The 20,993-nt window shown below is 38.9% G+C and carries 22 protein-coding genes and 1 riboswitch; of the genes, 15 read left to right on the top strand and 7 right to left on the bottom strand.

Annotated features, from left to right (window positions below; genetic code table 11):
- Positions 1–71 precede the first annotated feature (71 nt).
- From ACHZEU_RS02295 to ACHZEU_RS02260, 8 genes are all read left to right on the top strand, one after another.
- Positions 72–746, top strand: a complete 675-nt coding sequence (locus ACHZEU_RS02295) for a response regulator transcription factor (RefSeq protein ID WP_048392894.1) — start codon at positions 72–74, stop codon at positions 744–746.
- The gene (locus ACHZEU_RS02290) at positions 743–2,128 is read left to right on the top strand and encodes a HAMP domain-containing histidine kinase (protein WP_115673570.1); all 1,386 of its coding nucleotides are present in this window, start codon (positions 743–745) and stop codon (positions 2,126–2,128) included. Before ACHZEU_RS02295 ends, ACHZEU_RS02290 begins: the two co-directional genes overlap by 4 nt.
- A gap of 232 nt (positions 2,129–2,360) precedes the next feature.
- On the top strand, positions 2,361–5,186 hold the full coding sequence (locus ACHZEU_RS02285) for a 2-oxoglutarate dehydrogenase E1 component (protein ID WP_269898491.1): 2,826 nt from the start codon (positions 2,361–2,363) through the stop codon (positions 5,184–5,186).
- A 90-nt stretch (positions 5,187–5,276) separates the two neighbouring features.
- A complete protein-coding gene (odhB, locus tag ACHZEU_RS02280; protein WP_404803954.1) occupies positions 5,277–6,548 on the top strand; it encodes a 2-oxoglutarate dehydrogenase complex dihydrolipoyllysine-residue succinyltransferase in 1,272 nt (423 codons plus the stop codon).
- A 341-nt stretch (positions 6,549–6,889) separates the two neighbouring features.
- Positions 6,890–7,076, top strand: a riboswitch (Lysine riboswitch).
- 119 nt (positions 7,077–7,195) lie between these two features.
- Complete coding sequence (locus ACHZEU_RS02275; RefSeq protein WP_004230114.1) at positions 7,196–8,053, top strand: transporter substrate-binding domain-containing protein; 858 nt, start codon at positions 7,196–7,198, stop codon at positions 8,051–8,053.
- Between the two features lie 170 nt (positions 8,054–8,223).
- Positions 8,224–8,949: an amino acid ABC transporter permease gene (locus ACHZEU_RS02270; RefSeq protein WP_004230111.1), complete on the top strand. Its 726-nt coding sequence runs from the start codon at positions 8,224–8,226 to the stop codon at positions 8,947–8,949.
- A gap of 12 nt (positions 8,950–8,961) precedes the next feature.
- Positions 8,962–9,693 (top strand): amino acid ABC transporter ATP-binding protein, encoded by a 732-nt coding sequence (locus tag ACHZEU_RS02265; protein ID WP_004230107.1) that lies wholly within the window; start codon positions 8,962–8,964, stop codon positions 9,691–9,693.
- Between the two features lie 263 nt (positions 9,694–9,956).
- The gene (locus tag ACHZEU_RS02260; protein WP_048392887.1) at positions 9,957–10,154 is read left to right on the top strand and encodes a DUF6501 family protein; all 198 of its coding nucleotides are present in this window, start codon (positions 9,957–9,959) and stop codon (positions 10,152–10,154) included.
- A 48-nt stretch (positions 10,155–10,202) separates the two neighbouring features.
- On the opposite strand, the gene ACHZEU_RS02255 is transcribed toward ACHZEU_RS02260, so the two are convergent.
- Positions 10,203–11,270 (bottom strand): toxic anion resistance protein, encoded by a 1,068-nt coding sequence (locus ACHZEU_RS02255; RefSeq protein ID WP_009371332.1) that lies wholly within the window; start codon positions 11,268–11,270, stop codon positions 10,203–10,205.
- A complete protein-coding gene (locus tag ACHZEU_RS02250; RefSeq protein ID WP_404803953.1) occupies positions 11,267–11,917 on the bottom strand; it encodes a 5-bromo-4-chloroindolyl phosphate hydrolysis family protein in 651 nt (216 codons plus the stop codon). Before ACHZEU_RS02250 ends, ACHZEU_RS02255 begins: the two co-directional genes overlap by 4 nt.
- 415 nt (positions 11,918–12,332) lie before the next feature.
- On the opposite strand from ACHZEU_RS02250, the gene ACHZEU_RS02245 reads away from it, so the two are divergent.
- Positions 12,333–12,545 (top strand): hypothetical protein, encoded by a 213-nt coding sequence (locus ACHZEU_RS02245; protein ID WP_048392884.1) that lies wholly within the window; start codon positions 12,333–12,335, stop codon positions 12,543–12,545.
- Positions 12,546–12,609: 64 nt separating this feature from the next.
- On the opposite strand, the gene ACHZEU_RS02240 is transcribed toward ACHZEU_RS02245, so the two are convergent.
- The 3 genes from ACHZEU_RS02240 to ACHZEU_RS02230 form a co-directional block, all read right to left on the bottom strand.
- Positions 12,610–12,906, bottom strand: a complete 297-nt coding sequence (locus tag ACHZEU_RS02240; protein WP_404803952.1) for a CPCC family cysteine-rich protein — start codon at positions 12,904–12,906, stop codon at positions 12,610–12,612.
- 120 nt (positions 12,907–13,026) lie between these two features.
- Entirely contained in the window at positions 13,027–13,308 is a 282-nt protein-coding gene (locus ACHZEU_RS02235; protein WP_016994023.1) for an acylphosphatase, read from the bottom strand.
- Between the two features lie 45 nt (positions 13,309–13,353).
- On the bottom strand, positions 13,354–15,081 hold the full coding sequence (locus tag ACHZEU_RS02230) for a globin-coupled sensor protein (protein WP_259950737.1): 1,728 nt from the start codon (positions 15,079–15,081) through the stop codon (positions 13,354–13,356).
- 51 nt (positions 15,082–15,132) lie between these two features.
- Between ACHZEU_RS02230 and ACHZEU_RS02225 the strand changes: the two genes are divergently transcribed.
- The 3 genes from ACHZEU_RS02225 to ACHZEU_RS02215 all read left to right on the top strand — a co-directional run bounded on the left by ACHZEU_RS02225 (position 15,133) and on the right by ACHZEU_RS02215 (position 16,678).
- Complete coding sequence (locus ACHZEU_RS02225; RefSeq protein WP_279494980.1) at positions 15,133–15,489, top strand: DUF1033 family protein; 357 nt, start codon at positions 15,133–15,135, stop codon at positions 15,487–15,489.
- Between the two features lie 222 nt (positions 15,490–15,711).
- Positions 15,712–15,912, top strand: coding sequence for a cold-shock protein (locus ACHZEU_RS02220; protein ID WP_004230088.1), 201 nt, complete (start codon positions 15,712–15,714; stop codon positions 15,910–15,912).
- A gap of 274 nt (positions 15,913–16,186) precedes the next feature.
- Entirely contained in the window at positions 16,187–16,678 is a 492-nt protein-coding gene (locus ACHZEU_RS02215) for a YkvA family protein (protein WP_066036791.1), read from the top strand.
- Between the two features lie 62 nt (positions 16,679–16,740).
- Here ACHZEU_RS02215 and ACHZEU_RS02210 read toward each other — a convergent pair whose 3' ends face one another.
- Both ACHZEU_RS02210 and ACHZEU_RS02205 read right to left on the bottom strand, forming a co-directional pair.
- Positions 16,741–17,556 (bottom strand): S1C family serine protease, encoded by an 816-nt coding sequence (locus tag ACHZEU_RS02210; protein WP_404803951.1) that lies wholly within the window; start codon positions 17,554–17,556, stop codon positions 16,741–16,743.
- Positions 17,557–17,614: 58 nt separating this feature from the next.
- Positions 17,615–18,253, bottom strand: a complete 639-nt coding sequence (locus tag ACHZEU_RS02205; RefSeq protein ID WP_048392874.1) for a hypothetical protein — start codon at positions 18,251–18,253, stop codon at positions 17,615–17,617.
- A gap of 169 nt (positions 18,254–18,422) precedes the next feature.
- Between ACHZEU_RS02205 and ACHZEU_RS02200 the strand changes: the two genes are divergently transcribed.
- The 3 genes from ACHZEU_RS02200 to fabF all read left to right on the top strand — a co-directional run bounded on the left by ACHZEU_RS02200 (position 18,423) and on the right by fabF (position 20,794).
- Positions 18,423–18,893 carry a DinB family protein gene (locus ACHZEU_RS02200; protein ID WP_016993631.1) on the top strand — a complete coding sequence of 157 codons (471 nt, stop codon included), beginning with the start codon at positions 18,423–18,425 and terminating at the stop codon, positions 18,891–18,893.
- A gap of 80 nt (positions 18,894–18,973) precedes the next feature.
- Complete coding sequence (locus tag ACHZEU_RS02195) at positions 18,974–19,531, top strand: TetR/AcrR family transcriptional regulator (protein WP_404803950.1); 558 nt, start codon at positions 18,974–18,976, stop codon at positions 19,529–19,531.
- Between the two features lie 27 nt (positions 19,532–19,558).
- A complete protein-coding gene (fabF, locus tag ACHZEU_RS02190; RefSeq protein ID WP_404803949.1) occupies positions 19,559–20,794 on the top strand; it encodes a beta-ketoacyl-ACP synthase II in 1,236 nt (411 codons plus the stop codon).
- Positions 20,795–20,993 lie beyond the last annotated feature (199 nt).

Here is a 20,993-nt window from a genome sequence, read left to right as displayed (position 1 = left end):
ATTTGATGTTATGCTATAACAGTATAGGGATAAAAATCCTACATCGTTATTTTGGAATAGAAGGTGATATGATGCCTAAGAAGATATTGTTGGTAGAAGATGAAAAGCATATCGCTCGCTTTGTCGAACTTGAATTACAACACGAAGGCTATGAAGTAAAAACTGCCTTTGATGGTCGAGAAGGATTGGCTTTGGCAACATCGGAAAATTTTGATGTACTTTTACTGGATGTGATGTTACCAAGTATTAATGGGATTGAGATTTGCCGTCGTATCCGAACACAATCACAAGTACCAATCATTTTATTAACGGCACGAGATGCTGTGATGGATCGTGTAGCAGGACTCGATGCAGGGGCTGATGACTATATCGTCAAACCTTTTGCGATAGAAGAGCTGCTGGCTAGGATACGGACGATTTTACGTCGTGTCACGCCAGAGCAGACAAGCAGTGAATCTTTATGCCTACGGGATATTGAAATAGATGTAGCTGCCTATGAAGTTTTCGTTCAGGGGAATAAACTTGATCTAACAAAGACAGAATATGACTTATTGAAACTATTAATCGAGCACAAAAATAGAGTATGTACACGAGAGCATATTTTAACATCCGTTTGGGGCTATGATACGGATATCGAAACCAACGTGGTAGATGTTTATATCAGACATTTACGTACAAAGCTCCCTGGGGCGATGAATGATTATATTGAAACCGTTCGCGGTGTTGGGTATGTGATGCGAGAATGAATAAGTTAAGAAATTATTTACGTCAGCAGTCCCTGCAAAAAAAATGGATGCTGACCTCAAGCAGTGTCATCTTTATTAGCTTTACGATTATTTGTGTAGTCGTCTATGTTTCTCTGCATACATGGTTATTAAATGATGAGGAGAGTAAGGTCAATCGGACAAGTAAGGATATCATCTCTTTTTTAGAGTCCCAAGGTCCTACAATTACCATTCAGCAAATTCAGCAAAATACAGGCTTGCTCAAATCGATTGCGGATCGTGATGAGACGGTCCGAATATTTAATGCTGATGGGGTGGATATTTTACGAATCAATGATACCTCTGCTGCTGCACCACTTAATTCGTTGCAAGAAATTTTTGAGATGACCATTGATAAGCAGGATGTGCTGGTCATCAATGAACCGATTCGGATGGGCTTTTTCCAAGGCTATATTCAGGTGATTCATCCGTTAACTAGTTTTCAATCTCTCATGCATTATCTTTTGACAGCCATGCTGATTGCAGGGTTAGGAGCCTTAGTGTTATCTGGCTCTATTGGCTATTATCTAGCGAACTATTTAATGAAGCCACTACACGAATTGCGTGCATCCATGAAAACTGTGATGGATCAAGGATTTAAGGAGCCTATACAGCTAACCTATACATCACATGACGAAATTGGTGATTTACTAAAGATGTATAATGCCATGATGAACGAGCTGCAAATCTCATTTACCCAGCAGCAGCAATTTGTCGCCGATGCTTCTCATGAGCTGCGTACACCGATTCAAGCAATTGAAGGGCATCTTTCTCTTTTAAAAAGATGGGGCAAACATGATCCTGCCATATTAGAGGAATCCATTGATACCTCCTTAACAGAAATTGCTCGTATGCGCAAAATGATTGAGGAATTATTAGAACTTGCACGGCGTGAGGAAAAAGATGAAACAAGTGAGGCCAATGCATTAGTGGTCATCGAAGCAGTGATGGATGAGGTAAAGCTTGTTCATCCACAAGCGCGAATATCGCTGTCGAAACATGGTGAAATTGGTCCGTTATTTATCACCGAAAATGCACTAAGTCAAATCGTTCGTAATATAATAGAGAATGCCATTCGTTATTGTGAAAAAATTCCTGAGATACAAATTTCTATTTCTGTTGCTGGAAATTATGCATGTTTAGAAATTACTGATAATGGTATAGGAATAGCACAAGACAATATTCCGTTTATCTTTGATCGTTTTTATCGAGTGGATGAAGCAAGAAATCGCCAAATTGGTGGAACAGGCTTAGGGCTTAGTATTTCGAAGATGTTACTTGAAAAATACAATGCCACAGTAGAAGTCAAGAGTGAGGTTAATATTGGAACCGTTTTCTCGCTGAAAATCCCGCTAAAATATTAAGAAAAATACACGCTTTATTTCATTATTCTATCCTTTGCGAAAAAAATTGCTTAATTTGCTAAAAAGAGTTGTATTTTTTGTGAAGAGTAGTAAGATTGAGATGGAAAAAACGTTCTTTAAAATATGGAAAAGTAGTGAGAAACATTCTTTTAAAGAACGGCTAAATATTATATAATTAATTGCAATTTAATTAATGGAACTGCCGAAAGGCAAAATTTGGAGGTCATTTTTCATGTCGAACAACGTTACAACTGTAAGTTCTCCATGGTCAGCTTTCTCTGGTCCTAACCTAGGATATGTGATGGAGCAATACGACTTATTCTTACAGTCTCCTGAAGAAGTAGAACCGGAGTTAGTTTCTTTATTCCAACAATTTGGTGCACCAGTAGTAGTAGAAGGTGAAGTAGCTGTAGCTAGTCATACAGCAGCGGCTCCTGCTGGCGATTACAAAAAAGTGTTAGCCGCTGTAAAACTAGCAGATGCAATTCGTTCACGCGGTCATTTAGCAGCAGATATCTATCCTCTGAAAAACCGTGAACTACAAACAGCTCAAATTGAAGAAAGCGCGTTCAACTTAAGCGCTGCAGATTTAGCTGAAATTCCTGCAGCAATCTTCTTCAAAGATGTGCCAGCAAACGTGAAAAATGGTAAGGATGCAATCGACTATTTAAAAGCTATTTATACAGATAAAGTAGCATTTGAATATGGTCACGTAGTAGCTACTGAAGAACGTGATTGGATTCAAGCGCAAATCGAATCAGGCTCATTCAAACAAGCATTATCTGCGGATGAGAAGAAAGCCTTATTAGATCGTTTAACTCGCGTTGAAAATTTCGAGAAGTTTATTCATAAAACTTTTGTAGGACAAAAGCGTTTCTCTGGTGAGGGCTTAGATACGCAAATCGTTCTATTTGATGAAATTATTAAAACGGCAGAAGCAAAAAATGTGGAAAACGTACGTATTGGTATGGCACACCGTGGTCGCTTAAACGTTTTAACACACATTTTAAATAAACCTTATGACATGATGTTCTCTGATTTTGCACATGTTTCCAATGATTTATTTATGCCAGAGCATGGCCGCCTTGAAATTACAAAAGGTTGGACAGGTGATGTGAAATACCACATGGGTGCTTCTTACAACCGTGAATCCGGTATGAATGTGAAATTGGCTTACAACCCATCTCACTTAGAAGTGGGCAATCCAGTAGTACTTGGTGCTACTCGTGCAACACAAGATGATACATCTAAACCAGGGCAACCTATTTTTGACCGTACAAAGGGCTTAGGCATTCTTGTACACGGTGATGCTGCATTCCCAGGTCAAGGGATTGTAACAGAAGTGTTAAACTTCGCTAAAACAGAAGGCTTTACAACAGGTGGAACAATCCATATTATCGCAAACAATATGATTGGATTCACAACCGAACATTATGATTCTCGTTCTTCTGTGTATTCTTCTGACCCTGCAAAAGGCTATGAAGTACCAGTAATCCATGTCAATGCAGATAGCCCAGAGGCAGTAGTGCAAGTTGGACGTTTTGCGGCAAACTACCGTCAAACATTTGGCAAAGACATTATTGTGGACTTAGTAGGTTACCGTCGCCATGGTCATAATGAAACAGATGACCCAACAGTGACAAACCCAGAAACATACAAATTAGTGTCTAAACATGAAACAGTGCGTGCATTATATGGTGCACAATTAGTGGCAGAAGGTCTTGTAACTGCTGATGATGTAGCTGCACTAGATACAGCTATCTATGCAGAAATGCAAGCAGCCTATGACCACGTCAAAGAAATGGCAGAAAAAGATGATCATCATCATTTAGAAATGCCAGAAGAATTAAAAGTAGAGTTCCCACAAATTGATACAGCAGTAGGTGCGGAACGTTTAGAAAAAATCAATGAAGAGCTTTTAGTGTTTGAAGAAAACTTCGAACCACAGAAAAAGCTTGGTAAAATCTTAGAAAAACGCCGTGATGCTTATGCGTCTGCAAAAGTTGACTGGGGTCATGCTGAAACTTTAGCGTATGCAACGATTATTCAAGATGGCACACCAGTACGCTTTACAGGTCAAGATGCACAACGTGGTACATTCTCTCAACGTCACTTAGTACTGCATGATAAAAACAATGGCAATGTCTTCACACCACTACACCATATTTCTGGTGCGAACGCATCCTTTACAGTACACAACTCTCCACTGACTGAAGCTGGGGTGGTAGGCTTTGAGTATGGTTACAACCTAGAAAATAGCCATGTACTAACAGTATGGGAAGCACAATTCGGTGACTTTGCGAATATGGCACAAGTGATGTTTGATAACTTTATTTCAGGGGCACGCTCAAAATGGGGTCAAAAATCTGGTCTAGTTATCCTTTTACCTCATGGTTATGAAGGTCAAGGTCCAGAGCACTCTTCAAGCCGTATGGAACGCTATTTACAAATGTCAGCTGAAAATAACTGGTTTGTAGCGAACTGTTCAAATGCAGGAAACTACTACCACTTATTACGCCGTCAAGCAGCATTATTAGGTACAGAAGGAGTACGTCCACTTGTAGTCGTATCACCAAAATCATTATTACGTCACCCATTAGCTGCGGCGAATGCTGAGCAATTAGCAAATGGTTCATTCCAAGAAGTGATTGAACAACCACGCTTAGGGGCTAAACCAGAAGCTGTAGAGCGTATCGTTTTAGGTACAGGTAAAGTGATGATCGACTTAGCAGAGCGCGTGAAAGACGGCGAAGGCTTCGATCACCTACACATTATTCGTGTAGAACAACTTTACCCATTCCCAAAAGAGCAAGTTGCTGGTATCATTGCTAAGTATCCTAATGCAAAAGAGATTGTTTGGGTACAAGAAGAACCTAAAAACCAAGGCTCATGGAATTATGCATTAGAAACATTATATGAACTTTCAGAAGGTAAAAAACTTCGCTATGTAGGCCGTCCTGCAATGAGCTCAACTTCTGAAGGGGATGCAGATTCTCATAAAGCAGCACAAGCAGCTCTTATTGAAGAAGCGGTTGCTGAGCCAGTAAAGGTTAAATAACATATATCAATTTTTGAAACCGGGCTACTTGCCCTTAAGCAGTAGCCCTTCTATGTGCGTCATGCACGTTAATCAAAGGAGGAAATGAAAGTGGCTGAAATTAAAGTCCCTGAATTAGCAGAATCGATTACAGAAGGTAGTATCGCACAGTGGGTAAAAAAAGTGGGCGATCGCGTTGAAAAAGGTGAATTCATCGTTGAACTTGAAACAGATAAAGTAAACGCTGAGATCATTTCTGAAGAAGCAGGTGTATTAACACAAATTTTAGCTGAAGAAGGCGATACTGTACTAGTTGGTCAAGTTATCGCAGTAGTAGAAGCAGGCGAAGGCGCAGCAGCAGCTCCAGCAGCGGCAGCTCCAGCAGCGGCAGCACCAACTGAGGCAGCACCTGCACCAGCAGCGCCACAAGCAGCACCTGCACCAGTTGCAGCAGCTCCAGTAGTAGAAGAAACTTCTGGTGAGCGTGTAGTTGCATCTCCAGCAGCACGTCGTCTTGCACGTGAAAAAGGTATTGACCTTGCAGCGGTATCTCCAGTAGATCCACAAGGACGTGTACGTGTACAAGATGTAGCAGCTCATGGTACAGCWSYAGCACCAGCAGCAGCACCTACATCCGTAGCAACTTCAGGTGGCCCAGTAGTATTCACACCAGCAGCTAATTCTGACCGTGTAACAATTGAAAAAATGAGCCGTCGTCGCCAAACAATTGCAAAACGTTTATTAGAAGTTAAACAATCAACAGCAATGTTAACAACATTCAACGAAATTGACATGACAAACATCATGGCACTTCGTAAACGTAAACAAGAAGAGTTTGTAAAAGCAAACGACATCAAACTTGGTTTCATGTCATTCTTCACTAAAGCTGTTGTTGCAGCACTGAAAAAATACCCATACGTAAACGCTCAAATCTCTGGCGATGAGATTCATTTAAATAACTTCTTTGATATCGGTATTGCTGTATCGACTGAAGAAGGTTTAGTCGTACCAGTTGTACGCGATGCTAATAGCAAAAACTTTGCAGAAATCGAAAAAGATATTGCTAACTTAGCGACAAAAGCTCGTGATAAAAAATTAGGCTTAAATGACATGGCTGGTGGATCATTCACAATCACAAATGGTGGTGTATTCGGTTCATTAATGTCAACACCAATTATGAACGGTACACAAGCTGGTATTTTAGGTATGCACTCAATTGTAAACCGTCCAGTTGCAGTAAATGGTGAAGTTCAAATCCGTCCAATGATGTATGTAGCACTTTCATACGATCACCGTATCATCGATGGTAAAGATTCTGTAGGATTCTTAAAAACAGTTAAAGAATTAATCGAAAATCCTGAAGATTTATTATTAAATTCATAATTCCATTAAACCCTGCGAACAATGTTCAGCAGGGTTTTTTTGTATGACGAAAGGTATTGAGCGATTCTATGCTTGAAAGAGTACGAATGGTACATCGTTTATAGGAGCAAAGAAAGAAAAAAACGCAACTTTTCTCATATGTAGAACATACTCTATAATAAATATTTGTTGTAATTTTCAGAAATATCAACAAAAGTTCAACGATTTAAAGTGGAAGCAGAACGCACAATATCCTAATATTGTCATTAGTCAGAAAAATGTTAAAATCGTCTTGACGAACATATTAGTTTTATAGTAGTATCTAAATATCAATTAAATAAACAAACCTCACGAATTGTTACCAGTGAGGTAGAGGCGCGGTATTTATTAGTTCATTGTTGAGTAAAAGCAAGCGAAGACGCAATGAAGAAGGAAATATCGCCGAAGTATAAAAGGAGCTCGTACTTTTATACTGGGTCTGCAGTGAATAAGTGCAGGACTGTCCTAGTAAATGGATTTCCAGATTTACTAGGTTGTGCTATCTCGGAAACATGGAAATTATAGTGAGGATTTGGGCAACTGTCATAAAAGGTAAGACCTAAGTTCAATAAACTTAGGTCTTTTTTAGTACAGTTGTCTTATTTTTTTACAGAAAAGGGGAGTTTTTCATGAAAAGAAAATGGTTGTTAGTAATGATCTCTATCATGACGGCAATTGTGCTAGCTGCATGTGGCACAAGTGACAAAAAAGAGGGCGGTTCAAGTGATGCTGGAACTGACAAAGAAGAAGGTGGCGGTGAATTCCGAATTGGAATGGAGGCTGGCTACCCACCGTTCAACTGGACACAGCAAGACGATGCAAATGGTGCAGTGAAAATTGCGGATAATGCAGAGTATGCAGGTGGCTATGATGTACAAATGGCAAAGAAAATCGCTGAAGGTCTAGGCAAAGAGTTAGTCATTGTTAAAATGGAGTGGGACGGTTTAGTTCCAGCGCTACAATCAAACAAAATTGATGCAATTATTGCAGGTATGTCACCAACAGAAGAACGCAAGAAAACAATTGATTTTACAGAAAACTATTATACTTCTGATTTTGTTATGGTTATTAAAAAAGGTAGCAAATATGAAGGCGCAAAATCGATTCAAGACTTCTCAGGTGCTAAAATTACATCACAATTAAATACATCAAACTACACAGTTATCGATCAAATTAAAGGCGTAGAAAAGCAAACAGCAATGGAGAGCTTCCCAGCAATGCGTGTGGCGTTAGAAGCAGGTAAAATTGATGGCTATGTAGCTGAACGTCCAGAGGGCATTTCCGCTTCTGCTGCCAACGATAAATTCACCTATGTAGCATTTGAAGAAGGCTTTGATACAGACCTATCAAATACTTCAATTGCTGTAGGCTTACGTAAAGATGATGCAAATCGTGAAAAAATCAATGAAATCCTAAAAGGCATTTCAGAAGATGATCGTCAAGCGATTATGGAAGAAGCTATTTCTCAACAACCCGCAGCACAATAATGACATGGCACGGACTAGCAATTAGTCCGTGCATGATCATTTCATCATTATCAAAATGAGAACCTCTCTACATAATGATAATGTCCTAGCGTGACAAATCATAGAATGGTAGAAAGAGCTAGGACACAAAAGAAATAAGCGAGCAAGATGACATTGTTAGGAGGAACATCATGAGTCTTGAATGGATACTTTCAATTATTGAAAACAACTGGCAAATGTTTTTACGAGGTGCGTATTATACGTTACTGATTTCGAGTATTAGTACAATTATTGGTGCATTTATCGGATTTTTCATCGGAATTATGCATACGATTCCAGTTCGTAAAAAAGGTGTGAAATTTTATAGCTTAAAGCTCATTAATTTTATACTAACATGCTATGTTGAATTTTTCCGTGGTACACCAATGATTGTACAAGCTATGGTTGTCTACTACGGATTAGATATCGCATTCGGTATCGATATGCACTTTATTACAGCAGGTATTTTAGTCGTTTCCCTCAATACTGGGGCATATATGGCAGAAATTGTTCGTGGCGGTATTGTATCCATTGATAATGGTCAATACGAGGCAGCATCAGCAATTGGCATGAATCACTTCCAAATTATGCTTCATGTTGTCTTACCACAAGTAGCGCGTAATGTTTTACCAGCGACAGGTAACCAATTAATCATGAATATTAAAGATACAGCCGTATTAAATGTCATTGGAGTAACGGAATTATTCTTCCAAACAAAATCAATTTCGGGTAACAACTTCCGTTATTTCGAATCATTCTTCGTTGCATGTGTTCTTTATTTCATCATGACATTTACCGCATCTCGCATCCTTCTGTATGTTGAAAAACGTCTAGATGGTCCTGATGCCTATCAAAAAGAACAAAAAGAAGCCGTATAGGGGGACGCACAAATGGCAGTCATTAAAATCGAGCATTTAAGTAAATCATTTGGACGTAACCAAGTGTTAAAAGATGTGAATTTCCAAGTGGAAAAAGGGGAGGTAGTTTGTTTAATTGGCTCCTCTGGCTCTGGTAAATCCACATTGCTTCGTTGCATAAATTTATTAGAAACGCCAAGTGGCGGTCAAATTATTTATAAAGGGGAAGACATCCTAGATGAAAAGCACAATATTCAAGAATATCGCACACATTTAGGCATGGTGTTCCAGCAGTTCAATTTATTTAACAACCACAATGTCATAAGTAATTGCACGGTGGGCCAAATCAAAGTGTTAAAACGTTCGAAAAAAGAAGCAGAAGAAACGGCGCTTAAATACTTGAAAATCGTTGGCATGGATCAATATGTGAATGCCAAGCCCCGTCAACTCTCAGGCGGACAAAAGCAGCGTGTGGCCATCGCTCGTGCCTTATCAATGAATCCTGATGTAATGCTATTCGATGAGCCAACATCCGCATTAGACCCAGAAATGGTGGGTGAGGTATTAAAGGTAATGCGTCAGCTAGCAAACGAGGGCAATACGATGCTCATCGTGACACATGAGATGGAATTTGCCAAAGAAGTAGCAGATCGTGTTGTCTTTATGGATAAAGGTGTAATTGTGGAAGAAGGCCCTCCAGCACAAGTATTAGTCAATCCACAACATGAACGTACGAAGGAATTTTTAAAGCGTACATTAAAATAAGCACAAAAAAGTGAGTCCAACCTGTTGGACTCACTTATTTTCTAGAATTCCATTCTGCATAAAGTACAAAGCAGATTGCGAATGCTACAGCAATGATAAAAAACCATTGCGGTACACCACCAAAACTCATCATAACACCTCAAATGTTCATTTTTTTTGGATAGAATAGGTATAGTATTTCTTTTTTCTCCACAAAAGACCAAAAATATTATAAAATAAGCAATAGACATTAGCTTTTGCTAGTAAAGAGAGGTAGAGAGAATATGTTACATTTAAAATGGAAAGATGCGCCAACATTACGAACGGTTACTTGCAAACATACAAATGCATCGAAATACTTAGTATCAAACGTATTAACAGTAGGAAAAGAGTATGAAGTGAAAAATGAAACAGAAGAGTTCGTTTTTATCATCGACAACACAGGTAATGTCGGTGGCTACTATAAAGATTATTTTGAATAAAAACAAACAGGGTGGTTCAGAACATTTGCTGAGCCACCCATTTTTTTGTTAATCTCGCTGATAGCTGCTAGCACCCGCCACATCCTGTAGCTGTTGTTTCTCTTGTTCAGTTGCGGTATGCAGGGCAAAGACATCTTTAATTGCTGTTTGCAGCTCTTGCTGTGTTTCTTTAAACTTCGAAACTTGCTGTTCAAACGTGGGACTTGAGAAGCGATCATGAGCCCTTGATAATCGCTCCTCTAAACGTGCATAATGATGATCCATATGCATCGATAGCATCATCGCCAGTTGGTTTTTCCAGAGCGGAATCAAGGTAACGATAGAAAACTCAATTTTTTCAGCTAATGTTTGATTGGCCTGCTGAATCATACGAATTTGAGGAGCTGTTTGCAGAGCGACTTGCTGTGATACTTGTAAATCATAAATACGTTGATCGAGTCTTTCGATTTGAGCAGCAAAGTCATTTAATTGCTGGATCGCAAGTGGCTGTTTGGTAGCTTGGACACTCGTTATTTGTGCAGGTAGCTCTACCTCAATGGCTTGCTGCTTTTTCATTTGTCCTGCGGCAATCGCCGTTGCCAATTCCTCAAAAAATCCTCGATTATGGGCATAAAGCGCCTCTAAGTTTTCAACATCTTTTATCAGCTGAAGCTGTGCACGTTCCAGCTGAACGCCAATGCGTTCCACCTGTATACTAATACGTTCAAATTCTGTGAGTGTTTGCTTCACATTAGGCTCGGTTTTGCCAAAGATTTTTTTGAAAAAGGTTTGCTTTTTTGGTTCCAAAGCAGTTGGATCTACTCGATCTAACGTCTGCATTAAAGAATCCAGCATTTGACCAATTTTAGTGACATCCTTTTGCTTTACTTGAGCAAGCATGCGGTCGGCAAATTGAGACAGAGCTCGCTGTGAATCTTGCCCAAGGGACAGCAATGATTCAAAATCAGTCAAATCGATTTGACTGGCATACAGTAATGCACGACTTTGTGCAAGAGGCGATAGCGTTTCATAAGTCGCCATCGCCTCGTTTTGCGGAGTTGTTTCTAAATAGGATTGGACTAGTGGAGAAAGCCCTGGTATGGTATTTAGTTGAAATGCGTGTTCGTTTGCTGTCATTTATCATCGCCTCGCCAGTCCAATTGTTCTCTACGTCTAAGATTGGAACGATTTGCGAATTCAATCTCCATTTGCAGATGATCGATATCATTTGCAAGTGCATCCTTTAAATCAATTTGAATTGTGTCATTCAAATCAGTTAGGGTTTCTCGTGTTTTGGATAAAGTTAATTGAATTTCCTTATCCTTCACTGGCTGCTTGGAAAGCATTGTATATTTATCCGTTAATTCTACAGCAGAAGGTAAGTGTGCATAGAAAAATGGTTCCACATTATAAAATTTACGTGGGTCTGTCTTGACGATTTTGACGATATTTTTGGAGATACGCGTCATTTCAAGTAGTTGTTTAAACGCTGAAACAGAACGTACACGTAAATAGTTTTGACTCAATGTTTGAATATGCTTATTAGCTGTTAATACTTGTGTTTCAATGTGTTTGAATTCTTCTTTTGTGATGCCTGCTATTTGCATGACTTTCTTTTTTTGTCTATGTTTCAGCAACGATGTACTCGTCGCATAGGAACCCGCAAACAGTAAACCACCAAGGAAGAATCCAGGATTTGCCGCAATTGCTGCAATAGAAACAGTTGTGAGCGAAATAAGAAAGCTGGCACTATGTCTAGAGAAAAACTGTCCGACACTAAGCATTGTTTCATCCTCCTTGCTTTTCAATATGTCTATCTTCTTATACGAAATAATCGACATAAAGTTTCATTGAAAATTAATCCCTTACATAAATTTTACTGCTATTTGTGAACTTTCTCAATGATAATACATAGAATAAGTGAGTTGTTTCGATGAATAAGTCGGTTTTGTTATCCTTAGGAGCCATTCTGACATGGGAATGACGATTTTTTGCATCTCGGTCCCTGAATAGAGGAGCGTAATTTGATTCAAGAGCGGCTTCTGCCTCAAAGCGAGCGGTTAAGTGAGATCCATGAGCGGCTCCAACTCGAAAAGGAGCGGTTTATTCTCTAAGAAGAGCATCTTCATCCAAAATGAATGAGTCTTGTATGAAAATTTTTCCAAATGAATTCGTAACTGATACAAAGGGGGATATAGGATGACGAAAATTTTTCTGGTGTCTATTACAAAAAATATGGATGAACCAGTAAGTGAACAGAAAGTGAAAGAAAAAGTCTTTGAGAAAAAATCAAAATTAAAAGCCTATTTAAACAAAGAAGGCTATATGAAGGAATCTAAAAATCAATATGTGAAAATCACTGATGAATCGATATTAGTTGCTGCCATTCAAAAAATAAAAATCAAAAAATGATGATAGGTCATGTTCTTAAGAGCATGACTTTTTTGCTTTCAATAACTAGGAGAGGAGGCATCATTCAAAGAACCCATAGCCCAGTGTCAGCTCTCTTGAAAAACGGCTTCCAATTTGAATCTTTTTCGTCTTTTTCGTTTGGTTTTCTTACAAACGCAATACATCGTTCTTCGCATGCACCAAATATATTAAAATTTTTCTGTGCTTGCCTTAAGGATAGCGTATTAGCTCCACCTCCAAAGTCATAATCATAAAATTGAACGCCGTCATCTTCCCAAAAACAAATTTCACATATCTCGTATGTACCTGGTGGTTTTCCTTTCATTGTCTTATATCCGCAACAAGGACAAGTAAATTTCATTATAATCACTCCCAAATATTTTTCGATAATTTTATCATACTTCCTATATGACAAAATGCAGTGTTAAGATTAAAAATTGTTGAACCCCTCTCTAAAACAACACTACAAAAAAGCCAGACATTAAACAATGTCTGACTCCATACGTATATAGCCTTTTAAATCATCGTATAATTCTAAAGAAAATGAATTGGAATCGGCTTGGGGACTAACGCCTTTTTGGACAAAAAGGAGAAATTCATTGAGTGCCTTTTCTGAGCCCTCCACTTCCACTTCAATTTGCTCTGCGTCATTCAATCGACAGTATCCTTTTAACCCTAATTCAATAGCTTTTTGCTTGATGAAGAATCGGTAGCCTGTGCCATAGACATCACCAAAAAATTTTATACTTGCTCGTTTGTTCAAGGGAATACCTCCTACTTAATAGAGGAGAGGGGCGAACCTCTCCTTTTATTGCATGACACGTTCTTTTTCTAAATAGGCAATTAAGTTATTAATGTGATAAAGTACATGCTTAGATGCCTCATCGACTTCTTTTAGATGAATATCAGCTTGTTCGATATGACCCGCTTTATGGGCTTCAGCCGCAAGCTTCGCTGATTCATGGACGCGTAAATGATAGCCATCTAATTCATGATAGTCCTGTAAATGACCGAAACGTTCGACTGTACGAGACGCAGTGTACCATTTGCCAAGTCGACAGTCTCTATGAGAAGAAACATCGCTTGGATCAACGTTTTCTAGGCCAAGGAACATGTTATAAATGCGCCATTTCCATAAAATATGATCAGCCTTCGATAATTGTAGTAGGGCAATAGATGAAAGCTGTACATTATTGTTAGCAATAAGATCATTACGGAAACGGTTAATTTCTTTCCCTAATAAATGAATATCGCTGGATGTATTATGACTATAATCACGAATATCTTCCTGCAAGCTTGAAATTTCAATCATTCTTGCTGAAACTTCATCAATCGCGGCTGCTTGTTCCTGGGAAATGGCAGCCGTATTTGTCACATCTAAATTAATACCCTCAATCGCTTGAACAATGGCATTTAATAATGGTAACGAATCTTTTGCTTCAACGGTTGCTTCTTTAATAATAGCTGTCGTATCGGTAATCGAGTTAGAAACATCATTCGAATAACTCTTTAAATGATGAACATTTGCGGATACTTCACTTAGCGCAGCTACCGTGTTTTCAGCAAGCTTTCGTACTTCCTGTGCAACGACCGCAAAGCCTTTCCCATGTTCACCTGCACGCGCTGCTTCAATGGAGGCATTAAGTGCGAGTAGATTCGTTTGATCGGCGATTTGATTGATTAATGTGACAACCTGTTCAATATCATTTACCCTTTTTTGTAATTCTGAAAATGAGTCAACAATGGATGTAAAGGTCTCCTCTGTTTTAAAAATCTCCGATAGGGCATGCTCAATAGCGTTTTTACCTTTTGTAGCATGGTCAACAGATTCAGTTGTTTTCTCTGATATATGAGAAGACATGCGTGCAACCTCATTGATAGAAGCTGCAATCTGTTCTGTTGCAGCAGTAGAGGATTGAATCTCTTCATTTTGTTTATCTAGGCTAAAAACTAAATCTTTCATGTACATAATTTTGGCATTGACATCCATTAAAGAAGATACTTCTCCTACCACATTTTCAATAATGCGTTCAGTTAACACTTCCACTAATAATTCTTGATCGACATTGACAGCGGATTGGAAGGATTTCATATATTGAAATGCTTTATTTGGCTTGATACCAAAATTGTATAAAATATATGTAGTAATATAGAAGGCAAATTGGTTGAAGACAACAATTAATTTACCAGGCTCGTATTGATGCTTGCGGAATAGATTGAAAAATTTGACAGTTTCATCTACATAATGATCATCACGAGTTGCTAAGAAAAACTGTGTTAAGTATTGATTAATATTTTCTTCACTAATGATTAATTGAGAGGTAGGGGATATCTCGCTTAAATAATGATGAAAAATGGCATTCATGGAAGGGGTAATGTCTTTGAGCTTTTGATAGAGTGCCTTTAAGTGCTCCTCATCTTGTGAAGTGAAATGATTGAATGCCAGTGTTTGGTAAAATCGGCCTGTTGCATGTAAATCTGTACCACGTTTGAGTAGTTCTTCTAGCTCTGCTTTAGGTCGAATACTTGAAAACATAAAAATACCTCCAAAAAGTATGTATAATAAGGTAATAATAGCATAATTCAGGTGGTTTTAATAGACATTTCAGTTGTGTTTGCTAAAATGAAACTATCTTATGACAGCAAGGAATGGGCAAATATGTATACAATTATTTACATGAAAGCGGACTATGAGCCTTGGTGGAAATTTGAAGGCTGGGAAGCTTATATTCAAACTGAAGATACATTTGACACGAAGGAGCTCTTTGAACGTGCATTACAGCAAAAATTAGCGCATTTTCGTTCCTCTTACGATAATGAGGCAGCGAAAGAGGAGCAGTATTGGGCTTTTTGGTCTGAGGATGAAAGCTTTTACTGTGAGGCTTGCGATGATGATGCACAAGTATATCATGGGATAATTGCGTGTAAAATAGAAGAGAAGTAAAAAAATTTTGAAAAAAAGTAAAAAAGATTTTTTCTTTATTTGACAAAATTATGGATGGCAGTTATACTTAACTTAACAATTTAATTGCTTCACCGGAAACATGAATTCACATATTACAAAAAGTGATCGCGTTAGTTCGGTACTCTTTGTAATATGTGAATTTTTTTCAATCGCTGAAGAAATTACATATTGTTCACTTTTATTTTTTGGAGGTTTTCTTAAATGAAACAAGGTACAGTAAAATGGTTTAACTCAGAAAAAGGTTTTGGATTCATCGAAGTTGAAGGTGAAAACGACGTATTCGTACACTTCTCAGCTATCCAAGGCGAAGGTTTCAAAACTCTTGACGAAGGTCAAAAAGTGGAATTCGAAGTTGTAGATGGCAACCGCGGACCACAAGCTGCTAACGTAACTAAACTTTAATTCTCAGTAATTAAAATTACTTTCGTTAAACCCAAGACATCCTATGTAAATAGGATGTCTTTTTTGTATCATTTGCAAGTTTAAGGATTACAAATCCTATTTTAGGTTAAATATATAGTAGTGGCGGATAGCCATGCAAAAGTAAAGGATAGCGCTATAAAAGTAGCGGATAGCCATGTGAAACTGGAGGATAGCTGCACAAAAGTAGCGGATAACCCCATAAAATGGAGGGTAGCCCCGCCAAAATAGCGCATCGCTGTAAAGAAGGAGGCAGATGAATGTGAATAATGAAGAAAAATTGCCTGAAGAACAGGAGCAACAGGATTTTTATCAGAAACTACGTACAAAATTAGTAGCTTTCCTTGGGTCGAAAAAGGGAAAAAGTAACAAGTTTACTCCGTATTTAATGTTTGTGCCTGATTTATTTCATTTGTTAATTAAAACAGTAACCGATGCGGGTGTAGATAAAAAGAGTCGTGCATTAATTGGGGCATCCATTGCGTATTTTGTATTACCAATGGATTTAATGCCAGAAGGACTGCTAGGCTTTGGTGGCTATTTAGATGATGTTGTACTAGCAACTTTTGTGGTAAATACCATTATTAATAAGTTGGGTCCAGATGTAGTGGAAAAGCACTGGACAGGGGATGACAAGCTTTTACATGTGCTACAAAAGGTTGCAGAAGTAAGTGATGAGGTAGTCAGTAAAATTCCTGTAAAATCACCAATTGCTCAGTTCGTCAAGCAAGAAAGTAAAGATAAATAATAATATTATGTAAACCTAAGGCGCCCTATAAAAAATGAACCTGCTTATTACAGGTTCATTTTTTATTGCTCTTCTAATAAATTTCGGAGTTGTTGTACAGGTACAAATAGGCCAACATTTCCAATGGGCTCATATTTCATCGTGGCAAAGATAACCCCAATGACCTCACCATGTTGATCGATTACAGGGCTACCACTATTGCCCCGATAAACAGGAGCTTTTAGCATCCTAACTGGCTCCTGCCAATCTTCTAATTGAATGGCTTCTAGCAATGTTCCTTCATTAGCGATGCCGGTGAAAGCAAGTGGATTTCCAATAAAATAGACATGTTCATTAACAGTGTAAGGTGGATCTTCTGCAAGAGGTAGATAGGGAAGTTGCTCAGCTTGCACCTGTACAAAGGCTAAATCTACGGCTGGATAGCTCTCGATTAATGTTGCTTCCATCAGTCCCTCATCAGGAAAGACAACTGATAATGTTGTGGCATGTTCGACAACATGGGCGTTGGTGACAATCAGACCATCTGGTGAGATGGCAAAACCAGTGCCTTTACTGGAGCCTGTTGAAATTTCAACGACTGCCTTTTTATAGGTTTGTATATCCTCTTGTGCAGAGAGCCGCGTTGAAACCTTGATAAATTCAAGCGCGGGTATGGAGTAGATTTGAAAAATGAGGGCAAATGTATTGAAAAACAGCACTAGTGCCATACCCCACATGATCCAGCGTACAAGAGGCTTTTGTTTTTTTGGCTTTTTTCCATAAATGCGTTCTTCTCGCGCCTGTGCTAATGCTTTTTGCTGTTCCTCGAGTACAAGTTCAATAAATTCTTCTTCCGTTAATTCATCTTGCTTTGGTGTTGCATTATGTATATCACTCATTGATTGGCCTCCTTTGCTAAAAAACAGACGCCCAAGCAGGACGCCTGTTTACTTTCAATTATTCTATTTTTTGCAAGGTTGATGTCACAACAAATGGCTCATCTTGCTCTGTTTCCATCGTATCCTCTTTGCGAATTAGACCAATGTCCTTTGCAAAATATTTGGTTGTGGTCATTTGATCTTCAGAGCGACTTAGCTGGATGACATCTTGATAGACCGTTGTACCAGTATCAACAGTAGCGGTCGTTGATTCAATGGTCCAACCTTGAAAGCTTGTCCCGACTTGTAAAGGCTTTTGAAGTACGGTTTCCAGTACAGGATAAGATGCTGCCTCAGCTGCACTTGGCATGCTTGGATTACTGTCAACAGGTTCTCGATAGACAAGATCAATACTTGTATCCGTTATGCGGTAGATTTTTAATAGTGTCACACCACCATTATCCTCTATTTGTACGATATGCTGTGTATCGAGGTAGGTAGTTTTTAGTGTGAAGCTAGCAAATTCATTTCCTTCCCCTTGAAAAGAAGCAACAGATCCATCAGGTGGAAAATAGGAGAGAAGTGACGTTTGATCTTGTTCCACTGCTTGCTTGTCTTCCACAGATGGTGTTGGAGCTGGCACAGGCTCTTCCTGAACTTCTTCACGACAGCCAGCCAGCAAAAATACTACAGAAAGTACTAGAACAGGGTATCTCATGGGCACACTCCTTCGCTATTTTCTTTCATTATACGTGAACGAGGAGTGTTATACGAATAATATGAGATTGTATAAATAATATTATTATGTAAACTATTTAATGAAAACTTGTAACAGCATGGAAAATTATCTATGATAGAAATGAAGTGAAAAAATGGGGGGCAAAGACATGTATAGACATGTAGATGATTTCTTACAAGAATGGTCAAATGCATCAAACGGGACACTACAGGTATTACAGGCTTTAACAGATGACAAGCTTCAGCAAAGCATTGTAGAGGGTCACAGTACACTTGGTTGGTTAGGCTGGCATTTAGTTGGAGCAGCAGGTTATTTTAGCTATCTAGCAGGATTAAAAGTACCAATGATTCGTCAAGAAGATCCTGTGCCAACGACTGCGGCTGAGATCGTGACAGCCTATGAAAGCGTAGCAAATGGTATTAAAGAGGAAGTGGCTAAGCTTTCGAATGAAGAGTTACTAGAGGTAGTAACAGGCTTTAAAGCGCCGATGCCAAAAGGGGCTTTATTACGTGTATTAATTGACCATCAAACACATCATCGTGGACAAATGACGGTCCTACTACGTCAAGCAGGTTTACCAGTACCTGGCGTGATGGGACCAACAAAGGAAATGCAATAATCACGCAAGCAGCAGATAAATCGTTTATCTGCTGCATTTTTTAGATTGACACTTACCTACTAGTAAGTTAGTATAAAGCCATGACAAATAGAAAAAAGCAAATTATAGAATTAACATTGAAGAATATTCAGGAAAAGGGATTCACATCATTTAGTTATGAGCATTTAGCAAAGGAGCTTGGCGTCACGAAAGCCAGTATTCACTATCATTTCGAGAAGAAGGGAGACTTAGGGATTGCTGTTTGCGAAAGAATTCAACAAGGATTAGAGAGAACTTTTACATTGATGAAGGAGTCCACTTTGCCAGCTGAGGAAAAGCCATTTGCCTTTATTATGCAGCGAATAAAATTTCTAGAGCAAGACGGCATTTGCCCTATATCAGCTTTACAGGCGGATTATCAAGAATTACCGCAACCAATGCAAGAAAAGCTTCAGCAGCTTAGTCAAATGGAAATCGATGTCTTTGTTGAGCTATTGAAAGATGCTAAACAACAGGGCGCACTCCAAGCTACTAATGATTTGGAGGCTCTAGCTGTATTACTTATTTCAAGTACGAAAGGGGCATTACAATATAAACGTGTTGTAGGAGAAGCGTTCTTTCAAAAGATGCTGGAGCAATTAAAGGAACTGTTAAAGTAAGACATGATACGAGAAGGAGCGATGTGCATGGTACGAAGAGTCGTTGTTACTGGATATGGTGTTGTTTCCCCGTTAGGTAATTCGGTATCAGCCTTATGGGAGAATATTAAGGCAGGAAAATCAGGGATTCAAAAAATTCAAGGGGAGGCATTTAGCGGCATTAATACGCAAATTGCTGGGACGAGTACGGATTTCGATGCAACGCTGTATATGGATAAAAAAGAAATCAGTAAATATGATCTATTTGTGCAATATGCTGTTGCCGCTGCCCAGCAAGCTCTGACACAAGCCAATTTAAATATGGATCAGGTAGATAAGGAGCGTTTAGGCGTTTACATTGGCTCTGGCATTGGGGGCATTGAAACGATTTTAGAAAATCATCAAGCGATGCTCAAKCAAGGGCCTAGGAAGGTGTCACCATTTATGGTGCCGATGATGATTAGCAATATGGCTGCAGGAATACTAGCAATCAAAACGGGCTTTAAAGGACCAAGCTTTTCACCTGTTTCTGCCTGTGCGACAGGAAACCAGGCGATTGGAGAAGCTTTCTTAGCGATTCGACATGGCTATGCGGATGGCATTTTAGCAGGCGGAGCGGAGGCACCGATCAATCCACTTAGCTTTGCAGGATTCTCCCGCATGAAAGCCATGTCCACTAGGAATGAAGAGCCAACAAAGGCCAGTCGACCATTCGATAGCAAGCGGGATGGCTTTGTCATGTCTGAAGGAGCTGGCATCGTATTCCTAGAGGAGTATGAACACGCCAAACAAAGGGGTGCTACGATTCTGGGTGAGATTGTTGGCTATGGTGTGACAACAGATGCTTATCATATTACAGCTCCTGATTTTACTGGTGCTGCCAATGCCATGAAGCTGGCATTAAAAATGGGTGCTATCGATGGGGCAGCTATCGATTATATCAACGCACACGGCACAAGTACTCCAGAGGGAGATAAATCTGAAACAAAGGCTATTAAACACGTTTTTGGTGACCATGCCTATCAACTAAAGGTTAGCTCCACAAAATCGATGACAGGACATCTATTTGGCGCGGCCGGTGGAATTGAAGCCATTATTACATTGAAAAGTATAATGGAGGGCATTATTCCACCAACCATCAATTATGAAACACCAGATCCCGAATGTGATTTAAACTATGTTCCTAATGAGGCACTTCATCAAGACGTTAACTTTGCGCTATCGAATGGGTTTGGCTTTGGTGGTCATAATGCTGTGCTAGCATTTAAAAAATTTGAGGAATAAGGCATTAGCTTAGCTAAAAAGAGTGGTATGAATTTAATTGTTCATACCATTTTTTATGTTTGTTTTATCAACTTGAAAAGAGAAGAGGGAACTTAAGCTATTGCAAGTCAATAAGTTTTCCTTATGAGAAATAGCTAGAAATTCGTATTATAACTTATAGTTAGAGTATGGTAAATTCAAAGGAAAAGGGGGATAAATG

Origin of the sequence: Lysinibacillus sp. S1, from assembly GCF_044986265.1 — a bacterium.
GTDB classification, from domain to species: Bacteria; Bacillota; Bacilli; order Bacillales_A; family Planococcaceae; genus Lysinibacillus; species Lysinibacillus capsici.
The sequence above is the reverse complement of the archived record's forward strand: the minus strand, read 5'-3'. Positions and strand labels throughout refer to the sequence as shown.

Coding starts and splice junctions, on each gene's coding strand:
- ACHZEU_RS02295 (WP_048392894.1), top strand. CDS start 72: ATGCCTAAGAAGATATTGTTGGTAGAAGATGAAAAGCATATCGCTCGC.
- ACHZEU_RS02250 (WP_404803953.1), bottom strand. CDS start 11,917: ATGCTTAGTGTCGGACAGTTTTTCTCTAGACATAGTGCCAGCTTTCTT.
- ACHZEU_RS02255 (WP_009371332.1), bottom strand. CDS start 11,270: ATGACAGCAAACGAACACGCATTTCAACTAAATACCATACCAGGGCTT.
- ACHZEU_RS02285 (WP_269898491.1), top strand. CDS start 2,361: ATGTCGAACAACGTTACAACTGTAAGTTCTCCATGGTCAGCTTTCTCT.
- ACHZEU_RS02275 (WP_004230114.1), top strand. CDS start 7,196: ATGAAAAGAAAATGGTTGTTAGTAATGATCTCTATCATGACGGCAATT.
- ACHZEU_RS02230 (WP_259950737.1), bottom strand. CDS start 15,081: ATGTTTTCAAGTATTCGACCTAAAGCAGAGCTAGAAGAACTACTCAAA.
- ACHZEU_RS02195 (WP_404803950.1), top strand. CDS start 18,974: ATGACAAATAGAAAAAAGCAAATTATAGAATTAACATTGAAGAATATT.
- ACHZEU_RS02205 (WP_048392874.1), bottom strand. CDS start 18,253: ATGAGATACCCTGTTCTAGTACTTTCTGTAGTATTTTTGCTGGCTGGC.
- ACHZEU_RS02265 (WP_004230107.1), top strand. CDS start 8,962: ATGGCAGTCATTAAAATCGAGCATTTAAGTAAATCATTTGGACGTAAC.
- ACHZEU_RS02200 (WP_016993631.1), top strand. CDS start 18,423: ATGTATAGACATGTAGATGATTTCTTACAAGAATGGTCAAATGCATCA.
- ACHZEU_RS02260 (WP_048392887.1), top strand. CDS start 9,957: ATGTTACATTTAAAATGGAAAGATGCGCCAACATTACGAACGGTTACT.
- ACHZEU_RS02290 (WP_115673570.1), top strand. CDS start 743: ATGAATAAGTTAAGAAATTATTTACGTCAGCAGTCCCTGCAAAAAAAA.
- ACHZEU_RS02245 (WP_048392884.1), top strand. CDS start 12,333: ATGACGAAAATTTTTCTGGTGTCTATTACAAAAAATATGGATGAACCA.
- ACHZEU_RS02210 (WP_404803951.1), bottom strand. CDS start 17,556: ATGAGTGATATACATAATGCAACACCAAAGCAAGATGAATTAACGGAA.
- ACHZEU_RS02270 (WP_004230111.1), top strand. CDS start 8,224: ATGAGTCTTGAATGGATACTTTCAATTATTGAAAACAACTGGCAAATG.
- ACHZEU_RS02240 (WP_404803952.1), bottom strand. CDS start 12,906: ATGAAATTTACTTGTCCTTGTTGCGGATATAAGACAATGAAAGGAAAA.
- ACHZEU_RS02220 (WP_004230088.1), top strand. CDS start 15,712: ATGAAACAAGGTACAGTAAAATGGTTTAACTCAGAAAAAGGTTTTGGA.
- ACHZEU_RS02215 (WP_066036791.1), top strand. CDS start 16,187: ATGAATGTGAATAATGAAGAAAAATTGCCTGAAGAACAGGAGCAACAG.